18 protein-coding genes and 5 tRNA genes are annotated in these 19659 nt (G+C 56.7%); 11 read left to right on the forward strand and 12 right to left on the reverse strand.

Going from position 1 to position 19659, the window contains the following annotated elements; all coding sequences use genetic code 11:
* Positions 1-109 precede the first annotated feature (109 nt).
* The 11 genes from csrA (at position 110) to F3J31_RS14410 (ending at position 5397) form a co-directional block, all read left to right on the forward strand.
* Complete coding sequence (gene csrA / locus F3J31_RS14360) at positions 110-295, forward strand: carbon storage regulator CsrA (RefSeq protein ID WP_000906486.1); 186 nt, start codon at positions 110-112, stop codon at positions 293-295.
* Positions 296-637: 342 nt separating this feature from the next.
* Positions 638-730, forward strand: a tRNA-Ser gene (locus tag F3J31_RS14365).
* Positions 731-734: 4 nt separating this feature from the next.
* Positions 735-811: transfer RNA gene (locus F3J31_RS14370), tRNA-Arg, on the forward strand.
* A 64-nt stretch (positions 812-875) separates the two neighbouring features.
* Positions 876-952 (forward strand) — tRNA-Arg (locus F3J31_RS14375).
* Between the two features lie 29 nt (positions 953-981).
* A tRNA-Arg gene (locus F3J31_RS14380) sits at positions 982-1058 on the forward strand.
* A gap of 27 nt (positions 1059-1085) precedes the next feature.
* Positions 1086-1162 (forward strand) — tRNA-Arg (locus tag F3J31_RS14385).
* Between the two features lie 117 nt (positions 1163-1279).
* Positions 1280-1846, forward strand: a complete 567-nt coding sequence (yqaB, locus tag F3J31_RS14390) for a fructose-1-phosphate/6-phosphogluconate phosphatase (protein WP_032648006.1) — start codon at positions 1280-1282, stop codon at positions 1844-1846.
* A complete protein-coding gene (locus F3J31_RS14395) occupies positions 1843-2271 on the forward strand; it encodes a YqaA family protein (protein ID WP_021241956.1) in 429 nt (142 codons plus the stop codon). Before yqaB ends, F3J31_RS14395 begins: the two co-directional genes overlap by 4 nt.
* 83 nt (positions 2272-2354) lie before the next feature.
* Positions 2355-3899 (forward strand): glutamate--cysteine ligase, encoded by a 1545-nt coding sequence (gene gshA / locus F3J31_RS14400; protein WP_045909305.1) that lies wholly within the window; start codon positions 2355-2357, stop codon positions 3897-3899.
* A 153-nt stretch (positions 3900-4052) separates the two neighbouring features.
* Positions 4053-4568 carry an S-ribosylhomocysteine lyase gene (gene luxS, locus F3J31_RS14405; RefSeq protein WP_014833019.1) on the forward strand — a complete coding sequence of 172 codons (516 nt, stop codon included), beginning with the start codon at positions 4053-4055 and terminating at the stop codon, positions 4566-4568.
* A 64-nt stretch (positions 4569-4632) separates the two neighbouring features.
* Positions 4633-5397, forward strand: a complete 765-nt coding sequence (locus F3J31_RS14410; RefSeq protein ID WP_167213762.1) for a helix-turn-helix transcriptional regulator — start codon at positions 4633-4635, stop codon at positions 5395-5397.
* On the opposite strand, the gene leuA is transcribed toward F3J31_RS14410, so the two are convergent.
* The 12 genes from leuA to nrdH all read right to left on the reverse strand — a co-directional run bounded on the left by leuA (position 5384) and on the right by nrdH (position 19628).
* Positions 5384-7039 carry a 2-isopropylmalate synthase gene (gene leuA, locus F3J31_RS14415; RefSeq protein WP_167213765.1) on the reverse strand — a complete coding sequence of 552 codons (1656 nt, stop codon included), beginning with the start codon at positions 7037-7039 and terminating at the stop codon, positions 5384-5386. The genes F3J31_RS14410 and leuA overlap by 14 nt on opposite strands.
* A 204-nt stretch (positions 7040-7243) precedes the next feature.
* A complete protein-coding gene (gene emrB, locus F3J31_RS14420; RefSeq protein ID WP_115876129.1) occupies positions 7244-8791 on the reverse strand; it encodes a multidrug efflux MFS transporter permease subunit EmrB in 1548 nt (515 codons plus the stop codon).
* 16 nt (positions 8792-8807) lie between these two features.
* A complete protein-coding gene (gene emrA, locus F3J31_RS14425; protein ID WP_045909303.1) occupies positions 8808-9980 on the reverse strand; it encodes a multidrug efflux MFS transporter periplasmic adaptor subunit EmrA in 1173 nt (390 codons plus the stop codon).
* A 126-nt stretch (positions 9981-10106) separates the two neighbouring features.
* Positions 10107-10637 (reverse strand): transcriptional repressor MprA, encoded by a 531-nt coding sequence (gene mprA / locus F3J31_RS14430; protein ID WP_023308933.1) that lies wholly within the window; start codon positions 10635-10637, stop codon positions 10107-10109.
* Positions 10638-10950: 313 nt separating this feature from the next.
* Positions 10951-12135 (reverse strand): MFS transporter, encoded by a 1185-nt coding sequence (locus tag F3J31_RS14435; RefSeq protein ID WP_111967739.1) that lies wholly within the window; start codon positions 12133-12135, stop codon positions 10951-10953.
* A gap of 165 nt (positions 12136-12300) precedes the next feature.
* Entirely contained in the window at positions 12301-13296 is a 996-nt protein-coding gene (proX, locus tag F3J31_RS14440) for a glycine betaine/L-proline ABC transporter substrate-binding protein ProX (RefSeq protein WP_048029249.1), read from the reverse strand.
* A 9-nt stretch (positions 13297-13305) separates the two neighbouring features.
* Positions 13306-14370 (reverse strand): glycine betaine/L-proline ABC transporter permease ProW, encoded by a 1065-nt coding sequence (proW, locus tag F3J31_RS14445; RefSeq protein ID WP_008502575.1) that lies wholly within the window; start codon positions 14368-14370, stop codon positions 13306-13308.
* Positions 14363-15565 (reverse strand): glycine betaine/L-proline ABC transporter ATP-binding protein ProV, encoded by a 1203-nt coding sequence (gene proV / locus F3J31_RS14450; protein WP_008502574.1) that lies wholly within the window; start codon positions 15563-15565, stop codon positions 14363-14365. The genes proW and proV overlap by 8 nt, the downstream gene beginning before the upstream one ends.
* A gap of 330 nt (positions 15566-15895) precedes the next feature.
* On the reverse strand, positions 15896-16855 hold the full coding sequence (gene nrdF, locus F3J31_RS14455) for a class 1b ribonucleoside-diphosphate reductase subunit beta (protein ID WP_167213768.1): 960 nt from the start codon (positions 16853-16855) through the stop codon (positions 15896-15898).
* A 9-nt stretch (positions 16856-16864) separates the two neighbouring features.
* Positions 16865-19009: a class 1b ribonucleoside-diphosphate reductase subunit alpha gene (nrdE, locus tag F3J31_RS14460; RefSeq protein WP_167213771.1), complete on the reverse strand. Its 2145-nt coding sequence runs from the start codon at positions 19007-19009 to the stop codon at positions 16865-16867.
* On the reverse strand, positions 18982-19392 hold the full coding sequence (gene nrdI / locus F3J31_RS14465) for a class Ib ribonucleoside-diphosphate reductase assembly flavoprotein NrdI (protein ID WP_024907682.1): 411 nt from the start codon (positions 19390-19392) through the stop codon (positions 18982-18984). The genes nrdE and nrdI overlap by 28 nt, the downstream gene beginning before the upstream one ends.
* Positions 19389-19628, reverse strand: coding sequence for a glutaredoxin-like protein NrdH (gene nrdH / locus F3J31_RS14470; RefSeq protein WP_167213773.1), 240 nt, complete (start codon positions 19626-19628; stop codon positions 19389-19391). The genes nrdI and nrdH overlap by 4 nt, the downstream gene beginning before the upstream one ends.
* Positions 19629-19659 lie beyond the last annotated feature (31 nt).

Raw genomic sequence — 19659 nt, forward strand, 5'->3', positions numbered from 1 at the left:
TGACTGCTTACACTTTACGTGTTTGTCATCGCTTACTTTTTGGCGTTATATGATGGATAATGCCGGGATACAAGAGACCCGACTCTTTTAATCTTTCAAGGAGCAAAGAATGCTGATTCTGACTCGTCGAGTTGGTGAGACCCTCATGATTGGGGATGAGGTCACCGTGACAGTTTTAGGGGTAAAGGGTAACCAGGTACGTATTGGTGTTAACGCTCCTAAAGAAGTATCTGTCCACCGTGAAGAGATCTACCAGCGTATCCAGGCTGAAAAATCCCAGCAGTCCAGTTACTGATATTGTCGCGTCTCGCTGTCGGGCGAGACGCAACCCTCCCGCTATTTTTCCTGCTCAAAGTTACCGTTTAATTTCAATCGCTCTCTTTTTAACCACTCCGCTACCCTTATCTCGTCCCAACACTGTCATTTCTGCATCAGTTTTCTGTGAAGATGCCTGCAAAATCCGCTTATAAAACACCCTCTTTGCGGCTTTTACATGCGAATTGCGTGTGATTTGTGCAAACGATAAAAGCTTTTGGAAAATTGTTTGACTTATAAGTCCCAGAAAGTAATATATGCGCCACGCAGCGACGAGAAGCTCTTAACGAGTTGCTCGAAGCACTCGAAAGAGGCGTTGTGTGGTGAGGTGGCCGAGAGGCTGAAGGCGCTCCCCTGCTAAGGGAGTATGCGGTCAAAAGCTGCATCCGGGGTTCGAATCCCCGCCTCACCGCCATTTTGCATCCGTAGCTCAGCTGGATAGAGTACTCGGCTACGAACCGAGCGGTCGGAGGTTCGAATCCTCCCGGATGCACCATCTATTACTTCATATTGCTTTAGAAGTGATATGAATATCGAGCAGTACAGTAGTAAATCCCGATGCATCCGTAGCTCAGCTGGATAGAGTACTCGGCTACGAACCGAGCGGTCGGAGGTTCGAATCCTCCCGGATGCACCATTTACTATTTCTGAAAGCAGTACCCTGATGCATCCGTAGCTCAGCTGGATAGAGTACTCGGCTACGAACCGAGCGGTCGGAGGTTCGAATCCTCCCGGATGCACCATTACTGTTTCTAAAAGCATTTCCCGATGCATCCGTAGCTCAGCTGGATAGAGTACTCGGCTACGAACCGAGCGGTCGGAGGTTCGAATCCTCCCGGATGCACCATCTTCTCCTTCTTTGTTTATTCCTTCGACGTTCCGTCAGCAATCACACTCTCTGTCAGCGACAAAAACCACCATTTACGATAAAGTAATGCTTTGTTAATCGGTTAGCGAGAGCACGATGTACGCACAGTATGACGGTTTGATCTTCGATATGGATGGTACCCTTCTGGATACCGAACCCACGCATCGTCAAGCCTGGACCGACGTCCTGGGCCGCTACGGTATGCGTTTCGACCTTCAGGCGATGATCGCCCTCAATGGCTCCCCAACCTGGCGTATTGCACAGGCCGTGATTGAACTGAATCAGGCCGATCTCGACCCGCACCTGCTCGCACGCGAAAAAACCGATGCGGTAAAAGCCATGCTTTTGGATACCGTACGTCCTTTGCCGCTGATTGATGTGGTAAAAGAGTGGCACGGGCGTCGCCCGATGTCGGTGGGGACGGGCAGCGAAAGCGCGATTGCAGAGGCATTACTCAATCATCTTGGCCTGCGCCACTATTTCTCTGCCGTGGTTGCCGCCGATCATGTTAAACATCACAAGCCTGCACCGGACACCTTCCTGCTCTGCGCAGAATTAATGGGCGTCCCGGCGGCAAAATGCGTCGTGTTTGAAGACGCCGATTTCGGCATCCAGGCCGCGCGTGATGCCGGAATGGATGCGGTGGATGTGCGCTTACTGTGAGTGACGCGCTGTCACTTGCCTCATTATTCGCCAGCAGTTTTCTCAGCGCCACGCTGTTACCGGGCAATTCGGAAGTGGTGCTGGTGGCGATGCTGTTGTCTGGCGTGAGTCAGCCCTGGCTGCTTGTAGTAATAGCAACAATGGGTAATAGCCTTGGAGGGCTGACTAACGTTATTCTTGGGCGTTTCTTTCCGCTGCGTGAAAAATCGCGCTGGCAGGAAAAGGCAGTCGGCTGGCTAAAACGCTATGGCGCTGCCACGCTGTTATTAAGCTGGATGCCTGTAATAGGCGATTTACTGTGTCTGCTGGCGGGATGGATGCGCATCTCCTGGGGACCGGTGCTCTTTTTTTTGTGCCTTGGCAAGGCGTTGCGTTATGTCCTCGTGGCATGGGCAACGCTGCAGGGTATGACGTGGTGGCACTAATTGGTGGAATGAATACGCGACCTTCAATCGTCAACCATTACAATTATGCTGAGTAACATTACTTTGACAGGCGGGAGGTCAATTTGATCCCGGACGTATCTCAGGCGCTGGCCTGGCTGGAAAACCACCCTCAGGCATTGAAGGGTATTCAGCGTGGTCTCGAGCGTGAAACGCTGCGCGTTAACGCGGACGGTAGTTTAGCGACAACGGGTCACCCGAAGGCGTTAGGCTCGGCGCTGACACATAAATGGATCACAACCGATTTCGCTGAAGCGCTGCTGGAGTTCATCACCCCAGTAGAGGGTGATATTGATCATATGCTGACGATCATGCGCGATATTCATCGCTACACCGCGCGCAACCTGGGCGACGAGCGCATGTGGCCCCTCAGCATGCCGTGCTATATCGAGCAGGGCCAGGAGATTGAGCTGGCACAGTACGGCACGTCAAATATCGGCAGGCTGAAAACGCTCTACCGTGAGGGGCTAAAAAACCGCTACGGCGCGTTGATGCAGACCATCTCTGGCGTGCACTACAACTTCTCGTTGCCAATGGCATTCTGGGAAGCAAAATGCGGTGAAACGGATAAAGATGCCATCTCAGCAGGCTACTTCCGCCTGATCCGAAACTATTACCGTTTCGGCTGGGTGATCCCGTATCTGTTCGGCGCATCGCCTGCTATTTGCTCATCCTTCCTGCAGGGAAAACCGACGACGCTGCCGTTCGAGAAGACTGACTGCGGAATGTACTATCTTCCGTACGCCACCTCTCTGCGCCTGAGCGATCTCGGCTATACCAATAAATCGCAAAGCAATCTCGGTATTACGTTTAACGAATTGCACGAATATGTGGCAGGATTGAAGCGGGCGATCAAAACCCCGTCGGAAGAGTACGAGAAAATCGGCCTCGAAAAAGACGGTAAGCGTTTGCAGATCAACAGTAATGTGCTGCAGATTGAAAACGAGCTCTATGCGCCTATTCGTCCTAAGCGCGTGACGCGCAGCGGCGAAACCCCGTCGGATGCGCTGCAGCGCGGCGGGATCGAATACATTGAAGTGCGCTCGCTGGATATCAACCCGTTTTCACCGATTGGCGTTGATGAACAGCAGATTCGCTTCCTGGATCTGTTTATGGTCTGGTGCGTGCTGGCGGATGCGCCGGAAATGAGTTCAGACGAACTGCTCTGTACCCGTACAAACTGGAACCGCGTGATTCTGGAAGGGCGTAAGCCAGGTCTGACGCTGGGTATCGGCTGCGAAACGGCACAGTTCCCGCTGACGAAAGTCGGCAAAGATCTGTTCCGCGATCTGAAGCGTGTTGCCCGGACGATGGACAGCATCGACGGCGGGGATGCGTATCAACAGATTTGCGACCAGCTGGTGGAATGCTTTGATAACCCGGAACTGACGTTCTCAGCACGCATTCTGCGTTCTATGATTGATCAGGGCATTGGTGGTACGGGGCGTTCACTCTCGGCGGAGTACCGTGAGATGCTGATCCAGGAGCCGTTAGAAATCCTGAGCGAAGCAGATTTTGTCGCGGAACGCGAAGCGTCCGTTGTGCGTCAGAAAGAGGTTGAAGCGGCGGATACCGAGTCGTTTGAGGCGTTTCTGGCGAAGCAGGCTTAAGCAGAAAAGAAAAAGGCCACATCGCTGTGGCCAAAATATACATCTCTGAATTCAGGGATGATGATAACAAATGCGCGTCTTTCATATACTCAGACGCGCATTCTGTAGAAGAGTTCAGTTTATTTTAAAAAAAATCACTATCGGAGGTGACGTATGCCGTTATTAGATAGCTTTACTGTCGACCATACCCGTATGGAAGCACCTGCAGTCCGCGTGGCGAAGACCATGCACACCCCGCACGGCGACACGATCACCGTCTTCGATCTGCGTTTCTGCGTGCCAAACAAAGAAGTGATGCCGGAGAAAGGCATTCATACGCTGGAACACCTGTTCGCTGGCTTCATGCGTGACCACCTGAACGGCAACGGCGTTGAGATCATCGATATCTCTCCGATGGGCTGCCGTACCGGTTTCTACATGAGCCTGATTGGTCAGCCTGAAGAGAAACGTGTGGCAGATGCCTGGAAAGCGGCCATGCAGGACGTGCTGAAGGTGAAAGAGCAGAACCAGATCCCTGAGCTGAACGTTTACCAGTGCGGTACCTACCAGATGCACTCTCTGGAAGAAGCGCAGGAAATCGCGCGTCATATCATCGAGCGTGATGTGCGCGTGAACAGCAACGAAGAGCTGGCCCTGCCGAAAGAAAAACTGCAGGAACTGCACATCTAGTATTGTGCCTGTGGATGCCCGGTGGCGCTTCGCTTACCGGGCCTACATTGTGTTGGTGCCTCCTTTGACCACAACCTTAACCTTCTCCTTTACCCACCGTCCCCTCGTTCCGTTTGCCCATGATTACGTTCATGGTGACAGCGAACCCTGGCACAAGCACGACTGCGCACAGCTGCTGCACACCCTGAGCGGCGTGGTACGGGTGGAGACCGCATCAGGCTGTTGGGTTGTTCCTCCTGGTCGCGGCGTCTGGCTGCCTGCGGGCACGCAGCATTCCTTGCGCATTACCGGCAACGTGGCGGCGCGAACGCTGTTTATCGATCCGCTGGCGCGGGCCGATCTCCCGGCCACCTGCCAGATAGTGCAGATCACGCCGCTGCTGCGCGAGCTGATCCTCGTCTGCCTTGCTTTACCTGAATCGTACTCACCCGGAAGCCGGGATGAGCGCGTCTATGAGCTCATTCTCGATGAAATCCGCACTATGCCGGTGCTGCCGTTTCACCTGCCGGAGCCGGAAAGTAAGGCGCTACGTCGCCTGTGTCTGCAAATCCGGCAACACCCGGGTGAAAGCTGGAGCAGCGCGCAGGCTGCGAGCATGATGAACATGAGCGAGCGCACGCTGAACCGCCATTTTCAGCAGCAGACGGGATTAAGCTACGGAGAGTGGGTGAGAAGGGCGCGCCTGCTGGAAGCCTTAGTGCGGCTGGCGCAGGGCCAGCCGGTATTACGCGTGGCGCTGGATCTGGGGTACGGCAGTCACAGCGCCTTTACGGCCATGTTCCGTCGGGTGATGGGCGTCTCCCCCAGCGATTACTTTAAGAACGACTGACGGCGTTAAAGAGCGCCTGAAGCGACGCGCGCGCCACGTCGCTATCAATGCCCACGCCCCAGCGGCTGCTGCCGTCCTGGAACAGACAGCGGATGTAGGCCACCGAGCGGCTGTCGCTGCGTTCACCTAACGTATGCTCGTGATAATCCTTAATCACGAACGGGGCGTTGACCCAGCGGCTCAGGCCGTGAGCGGCGGCGGAGAGCAGACCGTTACCCTGACCTTCCAGCTGGCGCGTTCCTCCCTGTGTGACGACGCTGGCCGTCAAACGCAGCTGGCCGTCCTGCTGGCTATCGCTGCGGTAGGATTGCAGCGCATAGTGCGGCGTTGCCACCAGGCCGTAGCGGGTGCGGAACAGCTGCCACAGCGCATTTTGCGTCATCTCTTTTCCGTGACGATCGGTTTCCTGCTGCACGTGCTGGCTGAAATCCTGCTGCAGGGCGCGGGGCAGTTTCAGACCATGATTCTGCTCAATCAGCCACGCGCTGCCGCTTTTTCCTGACTGGCTGTTTACGCGGATCACCGCTTCGTAGGTGCAGCCGATATCCTGGGGATCGACGGGCAGGTAAGGCATCTCCCAGCGATCGCCTGGCCTGCGGGCATCAAAGCCTTTTTTAATCGCGTCCTGGTGCGAACCGGAGAAGGCGGTATAGGCCAGCCGTCCTGCCCACGGATGGCGCGGGTGGACCGGCAGCTGATTGCAGGTTTCCACCACTTCCACCACCCGATTCATATCGCTAAAGTCCAGATTCGGGCTAACCCCCTGGCTGTAGAGGTTCATCGCCAGCGTTACCAGGCAGACGTTGCCCGTACGTTCCCCGTTACCAAACAGACAGCCCTCCACGCGGTCAGCCCCCGCCATTACGGCCAGCTCCGCGCAGGCGACGCCGGTACCGCGGTCGTTATGCGGATGCACGCTGATGCAGACATCACGTCGGCGGCTGAAGTGGCGACAGAAGTACTCGATCTGGTCGGCATAGACGTTCGGCGTGCTCACTTCGACGGTGGCAGGTAAGTTGATCACCATAGGCCGCTCGTCGCACGGCTGCCAGATTTCCGCCACGGCTTCACAAATCTCCAGCGCAAACTCCGGCTCGGTAAAGCAGAAGGTTTCCGGGGAGTATTCATATTGCCAGCGGGTGTCGGGATTTTCCTCACACAGCTGGCGAATAAGCCGCGTCGAGCGCGTCGCCAGCTCAACGATTTGCGCTTTCTCCATGCCGAAGACCAGGCGGCGGAACAGAGGAGCGGTGGCGTTATACAGATGCACGGTAGCCTGCTTCGCGCCGCGCAGGGATTCAAAAGTGCGATGGATGAGATCTTCCCGTGCCTGAGTGAGCACCTGAATCGTCACGTCATCCGGGATGCGGTTCTCTTCAATCAGCTGGCGAACGAAGTTGAAATCCGTCTGTGAGGCGGAAGGAAAGGCAACCTCGATCTCTTTGAATCCGCAGTCCAGCAGCAGAGCCCAGAACTGCAGCTTGCGGGCGCTGTCCATCGGCTCGGCAAGGGCCTGGTTGCCGTCGCGCAGGTCGGTCGAGAGCCAGCGCGGCGCGCGGGTAATGCGTTGCTCCGGCCAGCGACGGTCGGGCAGGGAAAGGGTGGGATAGGGTTGGTACTTGTCGGCGGGTGTGTTCAGCATGATGCGCTCCTGTTGTCTTTTCACTATCGTGAATCGATTTCAGGCGCGCTGCTTTATCGGAACTGACAATGGCTGTCGCGTTCTGGACACAGTGCGGTTTTTTGCCGGATGGCGGCTCCGCCTTATCCGGCCTACGTTCGTAGGCCCGGTAAGCGTAGCGCCACCGGGCAACCGTCGCACAGAGCGAGCAACCCGCGCACAAGACTAGTGCGCGCCGCCACCGCCGCCACCGGCACCAAACGGCGGTCTGGCAAACCACACCAGCCCCAGCAGGATGATAAAGATCCCTGCCGATATCCAGAAAATCTCGTTGGCCGAGATAATCAGCCCCTGGTTGGTGATCTGCTGGGCAATCCAGCCGGACGCCTGCTGCTCCGTCATTCCCATCCCCTGAAGCTGGCTATACATCTGCTGAGCATTCGGGTTGTACGGGTTCACTGCTTCGGTCAGCTGCGCGTGGTGCATCGATTCGCGGTTCGTCCACAGGGTGGTGGTGATCGACGTACCGATGGAGCCCGCCAGCGTACGGGTGAAGTTCGACAGGCTCGACGCGGCCGCCAGACGCTCGGGCGGTAAGCCAGAGAGCGTGATGGTGGTCAGCGGCATAAAGAAGCACGCCACCGCGAAGCCCTGAATGAACTGCGGCCACGCCGAGGCGCCAAAGTCCATTCCCGGCTCAAAGGTATACGCACGCCAGTAGAAGCACACCGCATACATGATGAAGCTGAACGTCACCAGCCGACGCATGTCGAGCTTATGGGCGAAGCGGCCAATTATCGGCGACAGCAGGACCGGGATCACCCCGACAGGGGCCGACGCCAGACCCGCCCAGGTGGCGGTATAGCCATACACCTCCTGCAACAGCTGCGGCAGCAGCACAATCGCGCCGAAGTAGAGCATATAGGCGAGGCTGATACACAGGCAGCCGATGGTGAAGTTTCGCGACTTAAACAGCGAAAGATCGACTATCGGGTTGTCGTCCGTCAGCTCCCAGACGATCAGGAAGCTGATCGACACCACCGCGACAATGGTCAGGATGATAATTTCCTGCGAGTTGAACCAGTCGAGCTCTTTACCGCGGTCGAGCATGATCTGCAGACTGCCGATACCCAGGATCAGCAGCGCCAGCCCGATGCTGTCAATACGCCGTTGTTCGGTGCGCGTCTCTCGTCCCCGCAGCGACTGCAGCGTCATCAATACCACGACGGCGCCAATCGGTACGTTGATGAAGAAGATCCAGCCCCAGTGGTAGTTATCGCTGATGTACCCGCCCAGAATCGGTCCGCAGATAGGCGCGACGATAACGGTCATCGACCAGAGCGCCAGCGCGACGGAACGTTTTGCGGGAGGGTAGTTGCTCAGCAGCAAACTCTGGGAGAGCGGGATCAGCGGCCCCGCGACAATCCCTTGAATGACGCGGAAGAAAATCAGCATCGTCAGGCTGCTGGACATGCCGCACGCCCACGAGGCCAGTACAAACGCCACCGTGGACCAGAGGAACAGCTTCACCTCACCGACGCGCTTTGCCAGCCAGCCGGTGATCGGAATGGAGATGGCGTTTGCCACCCCAAACGAGGTAATGACCCAGGTCCCCTGGCTCAGCGACGAGCCAAGGTTACCGGCGATGGTTGGGATCGCCACGTTTGCGATGGTGGAGTCCAGCACCTGCATGAATGTCGCCAGCGACAGCGCAATGGTCATAATGACCAGCTGCGCGCCTTCCAGCGGTTTTTGCGGCTTTTGCTGTTGCATAACGCTCACCTTCGGATTAACCGGCGTTTGCCTTCACGATGTCATCGATCAGCTTGTTGACCGGATCGAGGCTAATTTCACGGGCGTTACTTTCATAAGCCGGGCTGCTACGCACCTGGCTTGCCAGGATCTGACCGTCGCGGTTGGCGGTGTCAACCGTCACCAGCGTTGACAGGCCGATACGCAGCGGGTGATCCGCCAGCTGTTTGGCATCCAGTTCGATACGCACGGGCAGACGCTGTACGACTTTGATCCAGTTACCGGTGGCGTTCTGCGCAGGCAGCAGGGAGAAGGCGCTGCCGGTCCCCATATCCAGACCCACCACTTTCCCGGTGTACTTCACGTCATCGCCATAGATGTCGCTGACAACCGTCGCGGTCTGGCCGATACGCATATGCGCAAGCTGCGTCTCTTTAAAGTTGGCGTCGACCCACAGGTTGTCTGCCGGTACGACCGCCATCAGCGGCGTGGTCGGGCTAATCTGCGCCCCAGGCTGAACGGAACGACGGGAGACATAGCCGGTCATTGGGCTGACGATTTTAGTACGCTGCAGGGCAAGCCACGCGTTGCGCACTTCGGTCGCCGCCTGCTGAACGGCGGGCTGGTTTTCCAGGCTGGTGCCCAGCACCATCGCCTGGTTGGCGTTGTACTGTTGAATGGCCACATCCAGCTGTGCCTGAGCGCTGGCGACGGCGTCGCGGGCGTGCTGCAGCTCTTCACGGCCAATCAGGTTGGCGGTGCCGAGCGGCACGCGGCGGTTCAGATCGCTCTGCGCCTGTGCGAGTGCAGTTTTCTGCACGTCGATGTTGGCCTGCAGCTGCTTGCTGTTGATCATCAGCTGGCGGGTCTGACGGACGCTGGAGGCCAGCGCGGTCTGTGCTTTTTCAAACGCCTGCTGGGCGTCGGTTGGATCGAGAGTCACCAACACATCGCCTTTTTGCACAAAGTCGGTATTGTCAGCCCAGACTTTCGTCACGCTGCCCGACACCTGCGCCATAATTTGTACCTGGTTCCCTGCCACGTACGCGTCGTCAGTCTCTTCAGCATGACGCAGTACTAAAAACCAATAGATCCCATATGCCACGGCAATAATGATAAAGAGCAAGGTCAACAGAAGAAGGGCGCTCTTACGTTTGCCTTTCTTGTTGGCCGGTTGCTGCGGGGTAGTGCTCTCCGCATTTGCGCTCATTGTTGTTCTCCACGATCTTCTTATTTTCACATCGGCTGAGCCGACCTGTTGTCAGAAAGGCCAGCAGTGTGACGTGCTGGCCTGTCGGTTTTCTTATGAATCTGGAATGGTGAGCGTGTCGTCGCGTTAGCGCAGCGCCTCAAGAACGGCGCCGTCTTCATCCATCTGGTCCAGACGGGTGAGCAGCTTGCGAGTGATGTGCTCAAGCTGGTCACGCTCGGCGGTGCTGAGGGCGGACCAGAGTTTGTGCAGGCAATTGTGCTGAGGTGGCAGCACCTCGCGCAGGAACTGGTGACCTTTATCGGTCAGTTGCAGATGCAGGCAGCGGCGATCGTTGTCGCTTTCACGGCGCTCAATCCAGCCACGCTTTTCGAGCTCATCGGCAATTCGGGTCGCATTGGTACGGGAGGAGCCCAGCGCGCAGCTCAGCTCGGAAGGCTGAATGCTGTGGTTTTCCTGAGACTCCAGCGTGATCAACGCCATAAACAATGTCTCGTTAATCCCTTGAGCTTTCAGCATTTTATTACGGTTTTCCAGTAGCTTACCCTGCATGTGCATGCACAGGCGAGTCAGCAGGATTTCCTGGTACGGGAAGTCCTCATGGCGACTGGCGCGGAATTTAAGCATTTGTTCAATGGGCGTAAACGAACTATCCATTTGGGCATAACCTCATTAATTACAGCCGATATAGTAACGATAGTGACAAATAATGTAAATGAATTATTTGTGCGGTTATATCCGCCAAATTAATGTCACCATCAGAAAGCGCCGGGTAAGTCCGTGACCCGGTGAGCACAGAAAGCGTAGGGTGTGAACCCGCTGAAGAGAGGATGTGAGGACGGGGGTCTGAACTATTCATGCCAATTGTAAATATGTCACCCACATTAAAATTTCTGGGATAAATGATTGCGTTTACATTAACAGAGTGAAGGGCCTCTTAACACCCTAAGAGGCCAACGCAATGTAAAACTTAATGAATTGCATCCTGACGATGGTAGCCGCGCCACCATACTAGCAGGTTAAGCGTGGCGACGATGGCGCCGATCGCACATACCCCTGACCAGCCGGCATGCTGCCATGCCGAGGCGGAAATGAGCGAGCCCGCCGCGCCGCCAATGAAGTAGCTGGTCATGTACCCGGCCGTCAGGCGGTTACGCGCCTCTGGCTTAACGCGATAGATGACGGTCTGATTGGTGATGTGAACGCCCTGCACGGTGAGATCGAGCACCAGGATACCGACGATCAGCGCCAGCACCGAGACGTGCCCATACCAGATTGCCGCCCAGGAGAGCAGGAGTAATACCAGCCCCGCGGAGGTGGTCAGATGGGATTTGCCCTTGTCGGCCAGCCCGCCTGCGGGACGCGCGCCCAGTGCGCCTGCGGCACCGGCCAGACCGAACAGGCCAATCACCCCTTCGGAATAATTGAACGGCGGCGCGGCCAGCAGAAACGCCATCGACGTCCACAGAATGCTGAAGTTGGCGAAGGTGAAGCAGCCCAGCAGAGCGCGGGTGCGCAGAAGTTTATCCTGAGTGAACAGGCTGAAAACGGAGGCCAGCAGCTGCGGGTAGTTCAGGTGATTTTCCTGCTTCACTTTTGGCAGACCGCGCCACAGCGCCAGCGCCATGACGACCATCAGCACGCTCGCCACCCAGTATACGGTGCGCCAGCCGCCGAGGCTTGCCAGCAGCCCGGCAACGGTACGCGCCAGCAAAATCCCCAGCAGCAGGCCGCTCATGATGGTGCCCACCACCTTGCCGCGTTTTTCCGGGGAGGCGAGGGTCGCTGCGAGCGGGACCAGAATTTGCGCTACTACGGAGAACAACCCCGTCAGCGCGGTACCGATAATCATCATCGTCAGCGACTGGCTGCTGGCGGTGATCAGCATCCCACCGGCGGCCAGCAGGGTCATGGAGACGATCAGCATTCGGCGTTCAAACATATCGCCGAGCGGCACCAGGAACAGCAGCCCGGCGGCATAACCGAGCTGGGCTGCGGTGACAATAAAGCCTGCTGAACTGGCGGAAAGGTCAAACGCGCGGGCGATGGTGTCGAGAAGAGGTTGCGCGTAATAGTTGCTGGCGACGGCCAGACCCGTGGCCACGGACATTAAAAGAATGAGTGCGGGGCTAAGCCCTTGAGCTGTTTTTGTCATTGGTTTCAGGAATCGTTAGTTAAGTGATTATTTTTCCGGAAACCATAATAGCGAATGATTGTGAATGTTGGGGGATTGTTATGTGTGTGTTTGTGCGGTTAGCCCCTCACCCCAGTCCTCTCCCCTTTGGGGAGAGGGTTAGGGCGAGGGGTAGGGTTTTGTTTTTTACTTCTGCGCTTCAAGCGCCTCTTTCACCCAGCCGTCAAACTGCTGCTGGTGGGCTTTGATCCAGCCGTCGACGTGGCCTTTGACATCTGCCTCAGACGATTTACCCGCGTGCATCATCGCGTTCTGGGCGTTGATGTCCGCCAGCGGCAGCTTCATCACCGAGAACAGCTTCGCCGCGGCCGGGTTTTTCTCGGCCCAGGCTTTGTTCGCCACGATATGCATGGTGTTCACCGGGAAGCCGTAGTTCATGCCGTTCGGCAGTTTGGTGTCGATATCTTTCTGCTCGCCCGGGAGGGAGGAGAACGGCACCTGCAGCCACACCACGTCTTTCCCCGGCTTCAGCACGTCGCTCACCCAGTATGGCGTCCAGGTGTAGTAAATCACCGGTTTACCCTCTTTGAAGCGGGCAATGGTGTCGGCCATCATCGCAGAATAGTTGCCGTGGCTCACGTCGACCGTTTTCGCCAGATCGAACGCCTTGTTCTGGTGGTTAATCACCGCTTCGCAGCCCCAGCCCGGCGAGCAGCCCATCATGTCGGCCTTGCCGTCACCGTTGGTGTCGAACAGTTTGGCGATCTTCGGATCTTTCAGCTGTTCGATATTGGTGATGTGGTACTGGTCGGCGGTTTTCTTGTCGATCAGATATCCCTGCGCCGCGCCGGTGACAAAGGTGCCTTCACGGTAGAATTTCTTGTCGCCACCGGCGGCGGCATACATGTCGTCGTGCAGCGGCTGCCAGTTCACGGCGGTGAAGGTGGCGTCACCGGAGGCAATCGAGGTATAGCCCACGTTGTAATCCACTTCGCTCGGCGTGTTAACCGTGTAGCCGAGTTTTTCCAGCGCGCGGCTGACGATCAGGGTCTGGAAGCTCTCTTCCGAAATGGTGCTCTGCACCGGCTGCACGGTAATGCCTTTGCCCGGCAGATCAGCCGCGAACGTGCTGGTGGAGACAAGGGTGGCAAACGCTGTGGCAAAAAGGACGTTATGTCGCATCGTTGTTCCTTATTTTCTAAAGGGGCGGGTGAGTAACCCGACAGGGCCGGTGGAATACCAGCGACGGTTGCCGCGACTGCGTGAATCGCGACCGACGGCCTGGGTCAGGCGGTCAAGAATAATGGCGAGGATGACAATCCCGACGCCGCCGACGGTGGCCAGCCCCATGTCGAGACGGCCAATGCCGCGCAGCACCATCTGACCGAGACCGCCAACGGCGATCATCGAGGCAATCACCACCATCGACAGGGCCAGCATCAGCGTCTGGTTAACGCCCGCCATGATGGTTGGCATGGCCAGCGGGAGCTGAACCTTAAACAGCATCTGGCGCGGGCTGGCACCGAACGAGCGTGACGCTTCGATCAGGTCCGCAGGCACCTGGTTGATCCCGAGAATGGTCAGACGAATAATCGGCGGCAGGGCAAAGATAATGGTGACCACCACGCCCGGCACGTTGCCGATGCCGAACAGCATCACAATCGGCACCAGATAGACGAACGCCGGGGTGGTCTGCATTGCATCCAGCAGCGGACGGATAATCTTCGCTGCCCGCGGGCTGCGCGCCAGCCAGATCCCCATCGGCAGGCCGATGACAATGCAAAAGAGCAGGGCGGTCAGCACCAGCGCCAGGGTGATCATCGCCTGCGACCAGGCCCCAATCGCGCCGATGGCAATCAGCGAAATCAGCGTGGCGACACCCATGCCGGCGCTGCCAAACTGCCAGGCGATCAGGGAGAACAGGATAATCGCCACCGGTGCCGGCATGCCCAGCATCAGCTGCTGGAAGCCGTTCAGGATGTAATCCACCGGGATGCGGATCCCCTGGAACACCGGGCGGAAGTGCGTCACCACCCAGTCGATCCCCTCCGTGACCCAGCTGTCCAGCGGGATCAGCGTTTTATGGAACGGGTCCATGATGTTGAAATGTTCTGGCGCAGGCGCGGGGGCGCTGTTCAGCCAGTCTGCCGCGCCGCCGCCGTCGGCGGGGGCTGGCGTGGAACCCCACGCGTCGGCGGATTGTGCAGCGTTATCCGCCGCTTCAGTGGTACCCCACGGGTTAGTTTGGTCAGCCATTGTTTGCCCCCTCGCGATCTAAAGCCTGCAGCAGCATCCGTTTTGAGATGATGCCGACGTACTGTTGTTCCTCACCCACGACCGGCACGGCGCACGGCGCCTGCCCTACGTGAGAGAGCAACTCGCTGAGCGGCGTTTCGGCGTCCACGGCAAGCGGAGCGTCAATCAACGCCGCATCGATCCCCTGGTTTTCGCTGAGCGCGGTTTTCAGAGAGTCGATGGAGACAACGCCGACAAATTTATTGCCGCGTTCAACCAGATAACCGTATTCACGGTCTTCGTCCTGCAGCAGCTTAAGCGCCGAGCGCGGGCCGAAGCCTGGGGTTTTACGAATAATGCCGTTTGGCGTTCGACGGGCAATATCTTTGGCGCTAAAAACCTGGCTAATATCCACGCCGCGGAAGAAGGTGCGGACATAATCATTCGCCGGATTATTGAGTATTTCATCCGGCGTGCCGACCTGCACCACTTCACCGTTTTGCATAATGGCTATACGGTCGCCAATACGCATGGCTTCATCCAAATCGTGGGAAATAAAGACAATGGTTCGCTGATGTTTAGCCTGTAATTTTACCAGCTCATCCTGCATCTCGGTGCGAATTAACGGATCGAGGGCGGAGAAAGCTTCGTCCATTAATAAAATGTCTGGATTAATGGCTAATGCGCGGGCTAATCCCACGCGCTGACGCATACCGCCGGAAAGTTCATCCGGGTACGCATGCGCATAATTTTCCAGCCCAACCTGACGCAGGGCATCAAGGGCTTTTTCCTGACGTTCCTGCGCAGGCGTTCCGGCTAATTCCATGCCGAAGGCGGTATTATCCAGTACCGTCATGTGCGGCATCAGCGCGAATGACTGGAATACCATCGCAATCTTCTTTCTGCGCACCTCGCGAAGCTCGGCGTCTGATATTCTGGCGATATCCACGCCGTCAATCAGCACCTGTCCGCGGGTGGGTTCAATCAGGCGATTGAGAAGGCGAACCATAGTGGATTTACCCGAACCGGATAATCCCATGATGACAAAAATCTCGCCTTCTTCAATGGCCAGACTGGCGTCTTTAACGCCAAGCGATAGCCCGGTTTTTTCCAGAATTTGCTCTTTCGAAAGGCCTTTCTCAATATATTTGAATGCGCGCTGCGGATGCTCGCCAAATACTTTATAAAGATTTTTCACTTCTAATTTAATTGCCATGCAATAGAGAGTGTCCTGTTATTTGTTTATGTCGATATGATTACCATGGTAAATTGATAACGGGCATAACCCTAACATACTGAGAATCTGAGACAACCCTGGTTTTACTTATGACGTGAATTTTCAGGGAAGCGAAACGGCTGAATTTCCCATGAGTAAAGGGCTGAGCGTGATCTGAATTTTTCTCAATTTTTTGCTGTGGCGCAGGAGAATTTCGCCTGAATCGGGTGATTCAGGCGAATATGACGCAGAAATGACAGTGTAGTTGCTTTGTAAATATTAGAGAGGAAATTGTTGGGTTTATATTAAATTAACGAACGTTAACGTTCATTAAAAATCCCAGTCTTCATCCTCAGTTTCCACCGCTTTGCCCATCACGTACGATGAACCCGACCCGGAGAAGAAATCGTGGTTTTCGTCGGCGTTGGGCGACAGCGCGGACAGAATCGCCGGGTTCACCTCCGCCATCTCCGGTGGGAAAAGCGCCTCGTAACCCAGGTTCATCAGCGCCTTGTTGGCGTTGTAGCAGAGGAAGGCCTTCACGTCTTCCTCCCAGCCTGTACCAGCGTAGAGTTCTTCGGTATAGCTCAGCTCGTTGTCGTACAGATCCATCAGCAAATCGAGCGCAAATCCCTTGAGCTCCTCTCGCTCCGCGTCGCTGACCTTTTCCAGCCCTTTCTGATACTTATAGCCGATGTAATACCCGTGCACCGCTTCATCACGAATGATGAGGCGAATCAAATCGGCGGTGTTGGTGAGCTTGCCCCGGCTCGACCAGTACATGGGCAGCCAGAAGCCAGAATAGAAGAGGAAGGATTCCAGAAACACGCTGGCGATCTTCTTCTTCAGCGGCTCGTCGTCCCGATAATACGTCAGCACCAGCTCCGCCTTTCTCTGTAGTGACTCGCTCGCTTCACTCCATGCGTAGGCCGCGTCCACGTCTTTGGTCTGGCACAGCGTGGAGAAAATCGAACTGTAGGAGCGGGCGTGCACCGCCTCCATAAAGCTGATGTTCGACATCACCGCCTCTTCGTGCGGCGTCATCGCGTCACTCATCAGAGCCGGTGCGCCGACGGTATTTTGAATGGTGTCGAGCAGCGTCAGGCCGGTAAAGACGCGGATCGTCAGCTGCTGCTCGGCGTGGCTCAGGGTTTGCCAGGCCGGAATATCGTTGGAGAGCGGGACCTTTTCCGGCAGCCAGAAGTTGCTGGTCAGGCGGTTCCATACCTCCAGGTCTTTATCGTCCTGGATTTTGTTCCAGTTAACGGCACTCACGCGTGACAGTTTCATCCTTTCTCCTTACAGCGCGCAGGACACGCAGCCTTCAATTTCGGTGCCTTCCAGCGCAAGCTGGCGCAGGCGAATGTAGTAGAGCGTCTTGATACCTTTCTTCCAGGCGTAGATCTGCGCTTTGTTGATGTCCCGCGTGGTGGCGGTATCCGGGAAGAACAGCGTCAGCGAGAGTCCCTGATCCACGTGTTTCGTCGCCTCGGCGTAGGTATCGATGATTTTTTCCGGGCCGATCTCATACGCATCCTGGTACAAAGCCAGGTTCTCATTGGTCATAAACGGGGCAGGGTAGTAAACGCGTCCGGTTTTGCCTTCTTTGCGAATTTCAATTTTCGACACGATCGGGTGAATGCTCGACGTGGCGTGATTGATGTAGGAGATCGAGCCGGTTGGCGGTACGGCCTGCAGGTTCTGGTTGTAGATGCCGTAGCGCATCACGTCATCACGCAACTGCTGCCACATCGCGCGCGTCGGTAACACAATTCCGGCGCGAGCAAACAGTTCGCGTACTTTTTCGGTTTTCGGCTGCCAGTCGCCGTCAAGATACGGGCTAAAATACGCCCCGCTGGCGTAGCGGGACTGCTCAAAGCCCGCGAAACGCTGGTTGCGCTCGCGCGCCAGCATCATCGAGGTATGCAGCGCGTGCCAGGTGACGGTGTAAAAATAGAGGTTGGTGAAGTCCAGCCCTTCCGGACTGCCGTAGGCGATGCCCTCCCGCGCCAGATAGCCGTGGAGGTTCATCTGCCCCAGCCCGATAGCGTGCGACGCAGCGTTGCCCGCTTCGATGGACGGCACGCTGCGGATGTGGCTCATGTCCGACACCGCCGTCAGCCCGCGAATGGCGGTTTCTATCGTGCGGCCAAAGTCGGGTGAATCCATGGTGTGGGCGATATTCAGCGACCCGAGGTTGCAGGAGATGTCTTTGCCGATCTCCGCATAGTCCAGATTCTCGTCATAGCCGGACGCGCTGTTGACCTGCAAAATCTCCGAGCACAGGTTGCTCATGTTGATGCGCCCGGCAATCGGGTTCGCGCGGTTTACCGTATCTTCGTACATGATGTACGGATAGCCGGACTCAAACTGAATTTCGGCAAGCGTCTGGAAGAAATCGCGGGTGTTGATATATTTTTTGCGAATGCGCTCGTCGGCTACCAGCACGTCATAAAGTTCGCTGATGGCCACGTCGCCAAAAGCTTTGCCATAGATTCGCTCAACGTCATACGGCGAGAAGAGCGCCATCTCGGCATTCTCTTTTGCCAGTTTAAAGGTGACATCCGGGATCACCACGCCAAGCGACAGGGTTTTGATACGGATTTTTTCGTCGGCGTTTTCGCGCTTGGTATCGAGGAAACGCAGAATGTCCGGATGATGCGCATGCAGGTAAACCGCGCCCGCGCCCTGGCGCGCGCCAAGCTGGTTAGCATAGGAGAACGCATCCTCCAGCATCTTCATCACCGGGATCACGCCCGAGGACTGGTTTTCGATGCGCTTGATCGGCGCGCCCGCTTCGCGCAGGTTAGAGAGCAAAAACGCCACGCCGCCGCCGCGTTTGGAAAGCTGCAGCGCCGAGTTCACCGCGCGGCCAATCGACTCCATATTATCTTCGATACGCAGCAGGAAGCAGGAGACCAGCTCACCGCGCTGGGCTTTGCCGCAGTTGAGAAAGGTGGGCGTGGCGGGCTGGAAGCGGCCGGAGAGGATCTCGTCGGTGAGCTGTTGCGCCAGCGCTTCATCGCCCTGCGCCAGGGTCAGCGCGACCATCACCACGCGATCTTCAAAGCTTTCTAAGTAGCGCTTACCGTCAAAGGTTTTCAGGGTGTAGCTGGTGTAGAACTTCCACGCGCCAAGGAACGTCTGGAAACGAAAGCCGCTGGCGTGGGCGCGTTCAAACAGCTTCACGACGAAGGCGCGTTCGTAGCGGGTGAGGACGCGCGCATCGTAGTAACCCTCGTTAACCAGGTGGTCGAGACGTTCATCCTGGCTCGTAAAGGTCACGCTGTTGGGCCGCACGTGGGCGGCAAAAAAGGCGTCCACCGCCTCACGGTCTTTATCAAACTGAATGCGACCCTCCCGGTCGTAGAGGTTAAGCATCGCGTTTAATGCGTGGTAATCCGGCGTCGCCTGTATTACCCGTTCTGCGGTTGTCGTTGCCAAAATTCGTTCACTCCTTTACGCACGTTTTCGACGTCCTGCTGCGTCCCCATCAGCTCAAAGCGATAGAGATACGGCACGCCGCATTTTTGAGAGATGACATCTCCGGCGCGGCCAAAGGCGTCACCGAAATTGCGATTCCCCGCCGCAATGACGCCGCGGATCAGCTCCCGGTTATGAGGATCGTTCAGAAAGCGGATCACCTGGCGAGGCACTGCGCCCGCCGTGCCGCCTCCGCCATAGCTGGGCACCACCAGAATGTAAGGTTCCTCTACCCGGATCCGCTCCCGCTCGTTAAGCGGAATACGCACCGCAGGCAGCCCGACGCGCTCAATAAAACGGAGCGTGTTTTCCGAGCTGCTGGAGAAGAACACCAGTCTGCTCATGCCCGTGCGGCCTGCGCGGCGATGCGGTTGATCATGTCCGGGCGGAAGCCAGACCAGCTGGTCTCCCCGGCCACCACCACCGGAAGCTGACGGAAACCCTGCGCGCGAAGGGTATCGGCGGCCTCGGGCTGCTGGTCAATATTCACCATCTCAAACGCCACGCCGCGGCTTTCCATCGCCCGTTTAGTTGCGTGGCACTGAACACAATTGTTACGAGTGTAAATAATAATGCTCATGATTCGTATTTCCATTTAAAATGAGAGAACG

The organism is Enterobacter sp. Acro-832 (assembly GCF_011752745.1).
Lineage (GTDB): Bacteria > Pseudomonadota > Gammaproteobacteria > Enterobacterales > Enterobacteriaceae > Enterobacter > Enterobacter quasiroggenkampii.

What these genes read in the sequence shown, in the direction of transcription:
- csrA (WP_000906486.1), top strand. Translation starts at nt 110, where the DNA reads ATGCTGATTCTGACTCGTCGAGTTGGTGAGACCCTCATGATTGGGGAT.
- yqaB (WP_032648006.1), top strand. Translation starts at nt 1,280, where the DNA reads ATGTACGCACAGTATGACGGTTTGATCTTCGATATGGATGGTACCCTT.
- luxS (WP_014833019.1), top strand. Translation starts at nt 4,053, where the DNA reads ATGCCGTTATTAGATAGCTTTACTGTCGACCATACCCGTATGGAAGCA.
- leuA (WP_167213765.1), bottom strand. Translation starts at nt 7,039, where the DNA reads ATGCTGAACACACCCGCCGACAAGTACCAACCCTATCCCACCCTTTCC.
- emrB (WP_115876129.1), bottom strand. Translation starts at nt 8,791, where the DNA reads ATGCAACAGCAAAAGCCGCAAAAACCGCTGGAAGGCGCGCAGCTGGTC.
- emrA (WP_045909303.1), bottom strand. Translation starts at nt 9,980, where the DNA reads ATGAGCGCAAATGCGGAGAGCACTACCCCGCAGCAACCGGCCAACAAG.
- mprA (WP_023308933.1), bottom strand. Translation starts at nt 10,637, where the DNA reads ATGGATAGTTCGTTTACGCCCATTGAACAAATGCTTAAATTCCGCGCC.
- F3J31_RS14435 (WP_111967739.1), bottom strand. Translation starts at nt 12,135, where the DNA reads ATGACAAAAACAGCTCAAGGGCTTAGCCCCGCACTCATTCTTTTAATG.
- proX (WP_048029249.1), bottom strand. Translation starts at nt 13,296, where the DNA reads ATGCGACATAACGTCCTTTTTGCCACAGCGTTTGCCACCCTTGTCTCC.
- proW (WP_008502575.1), bottom strand. Translation starts at nt 14,370, where the DNA reads ATGGCTGACCAAACTAACCCGTGGGGTACCACTGAAGCGGCGGATAAC.
- proV (WP_008502574.1), bottom strand. Translation starts at nt 15,565, where the DNA reads ATGGCAATTAAATTAGAAGTGAAAAATCTTTATAAAGTATTTGGCGAG.
- nrdF (WP_167213768.1), bottom strand. Translation starts at nt 16,855, where the DNA reads ATGAAACTGTCACGCGTGAGTGCCGTTAACTGGAACAAAATCCAGGAC.
- nrdI (WP_024907682.1), bottom strand. Translation starts at nt 19,392, where the DNA reads ATGAGCAGACTGGTGTTCTTCTCCAGCAGCTCGGAAAACACGCTCCGT.
- nrdH (WP_167213773.1), bottom strand. Translation starts at nt 19,628, where the DNA reads ATGAGCATTATTATTTACACTCGTAACAATTGTGTTCAGTGCCACGCA.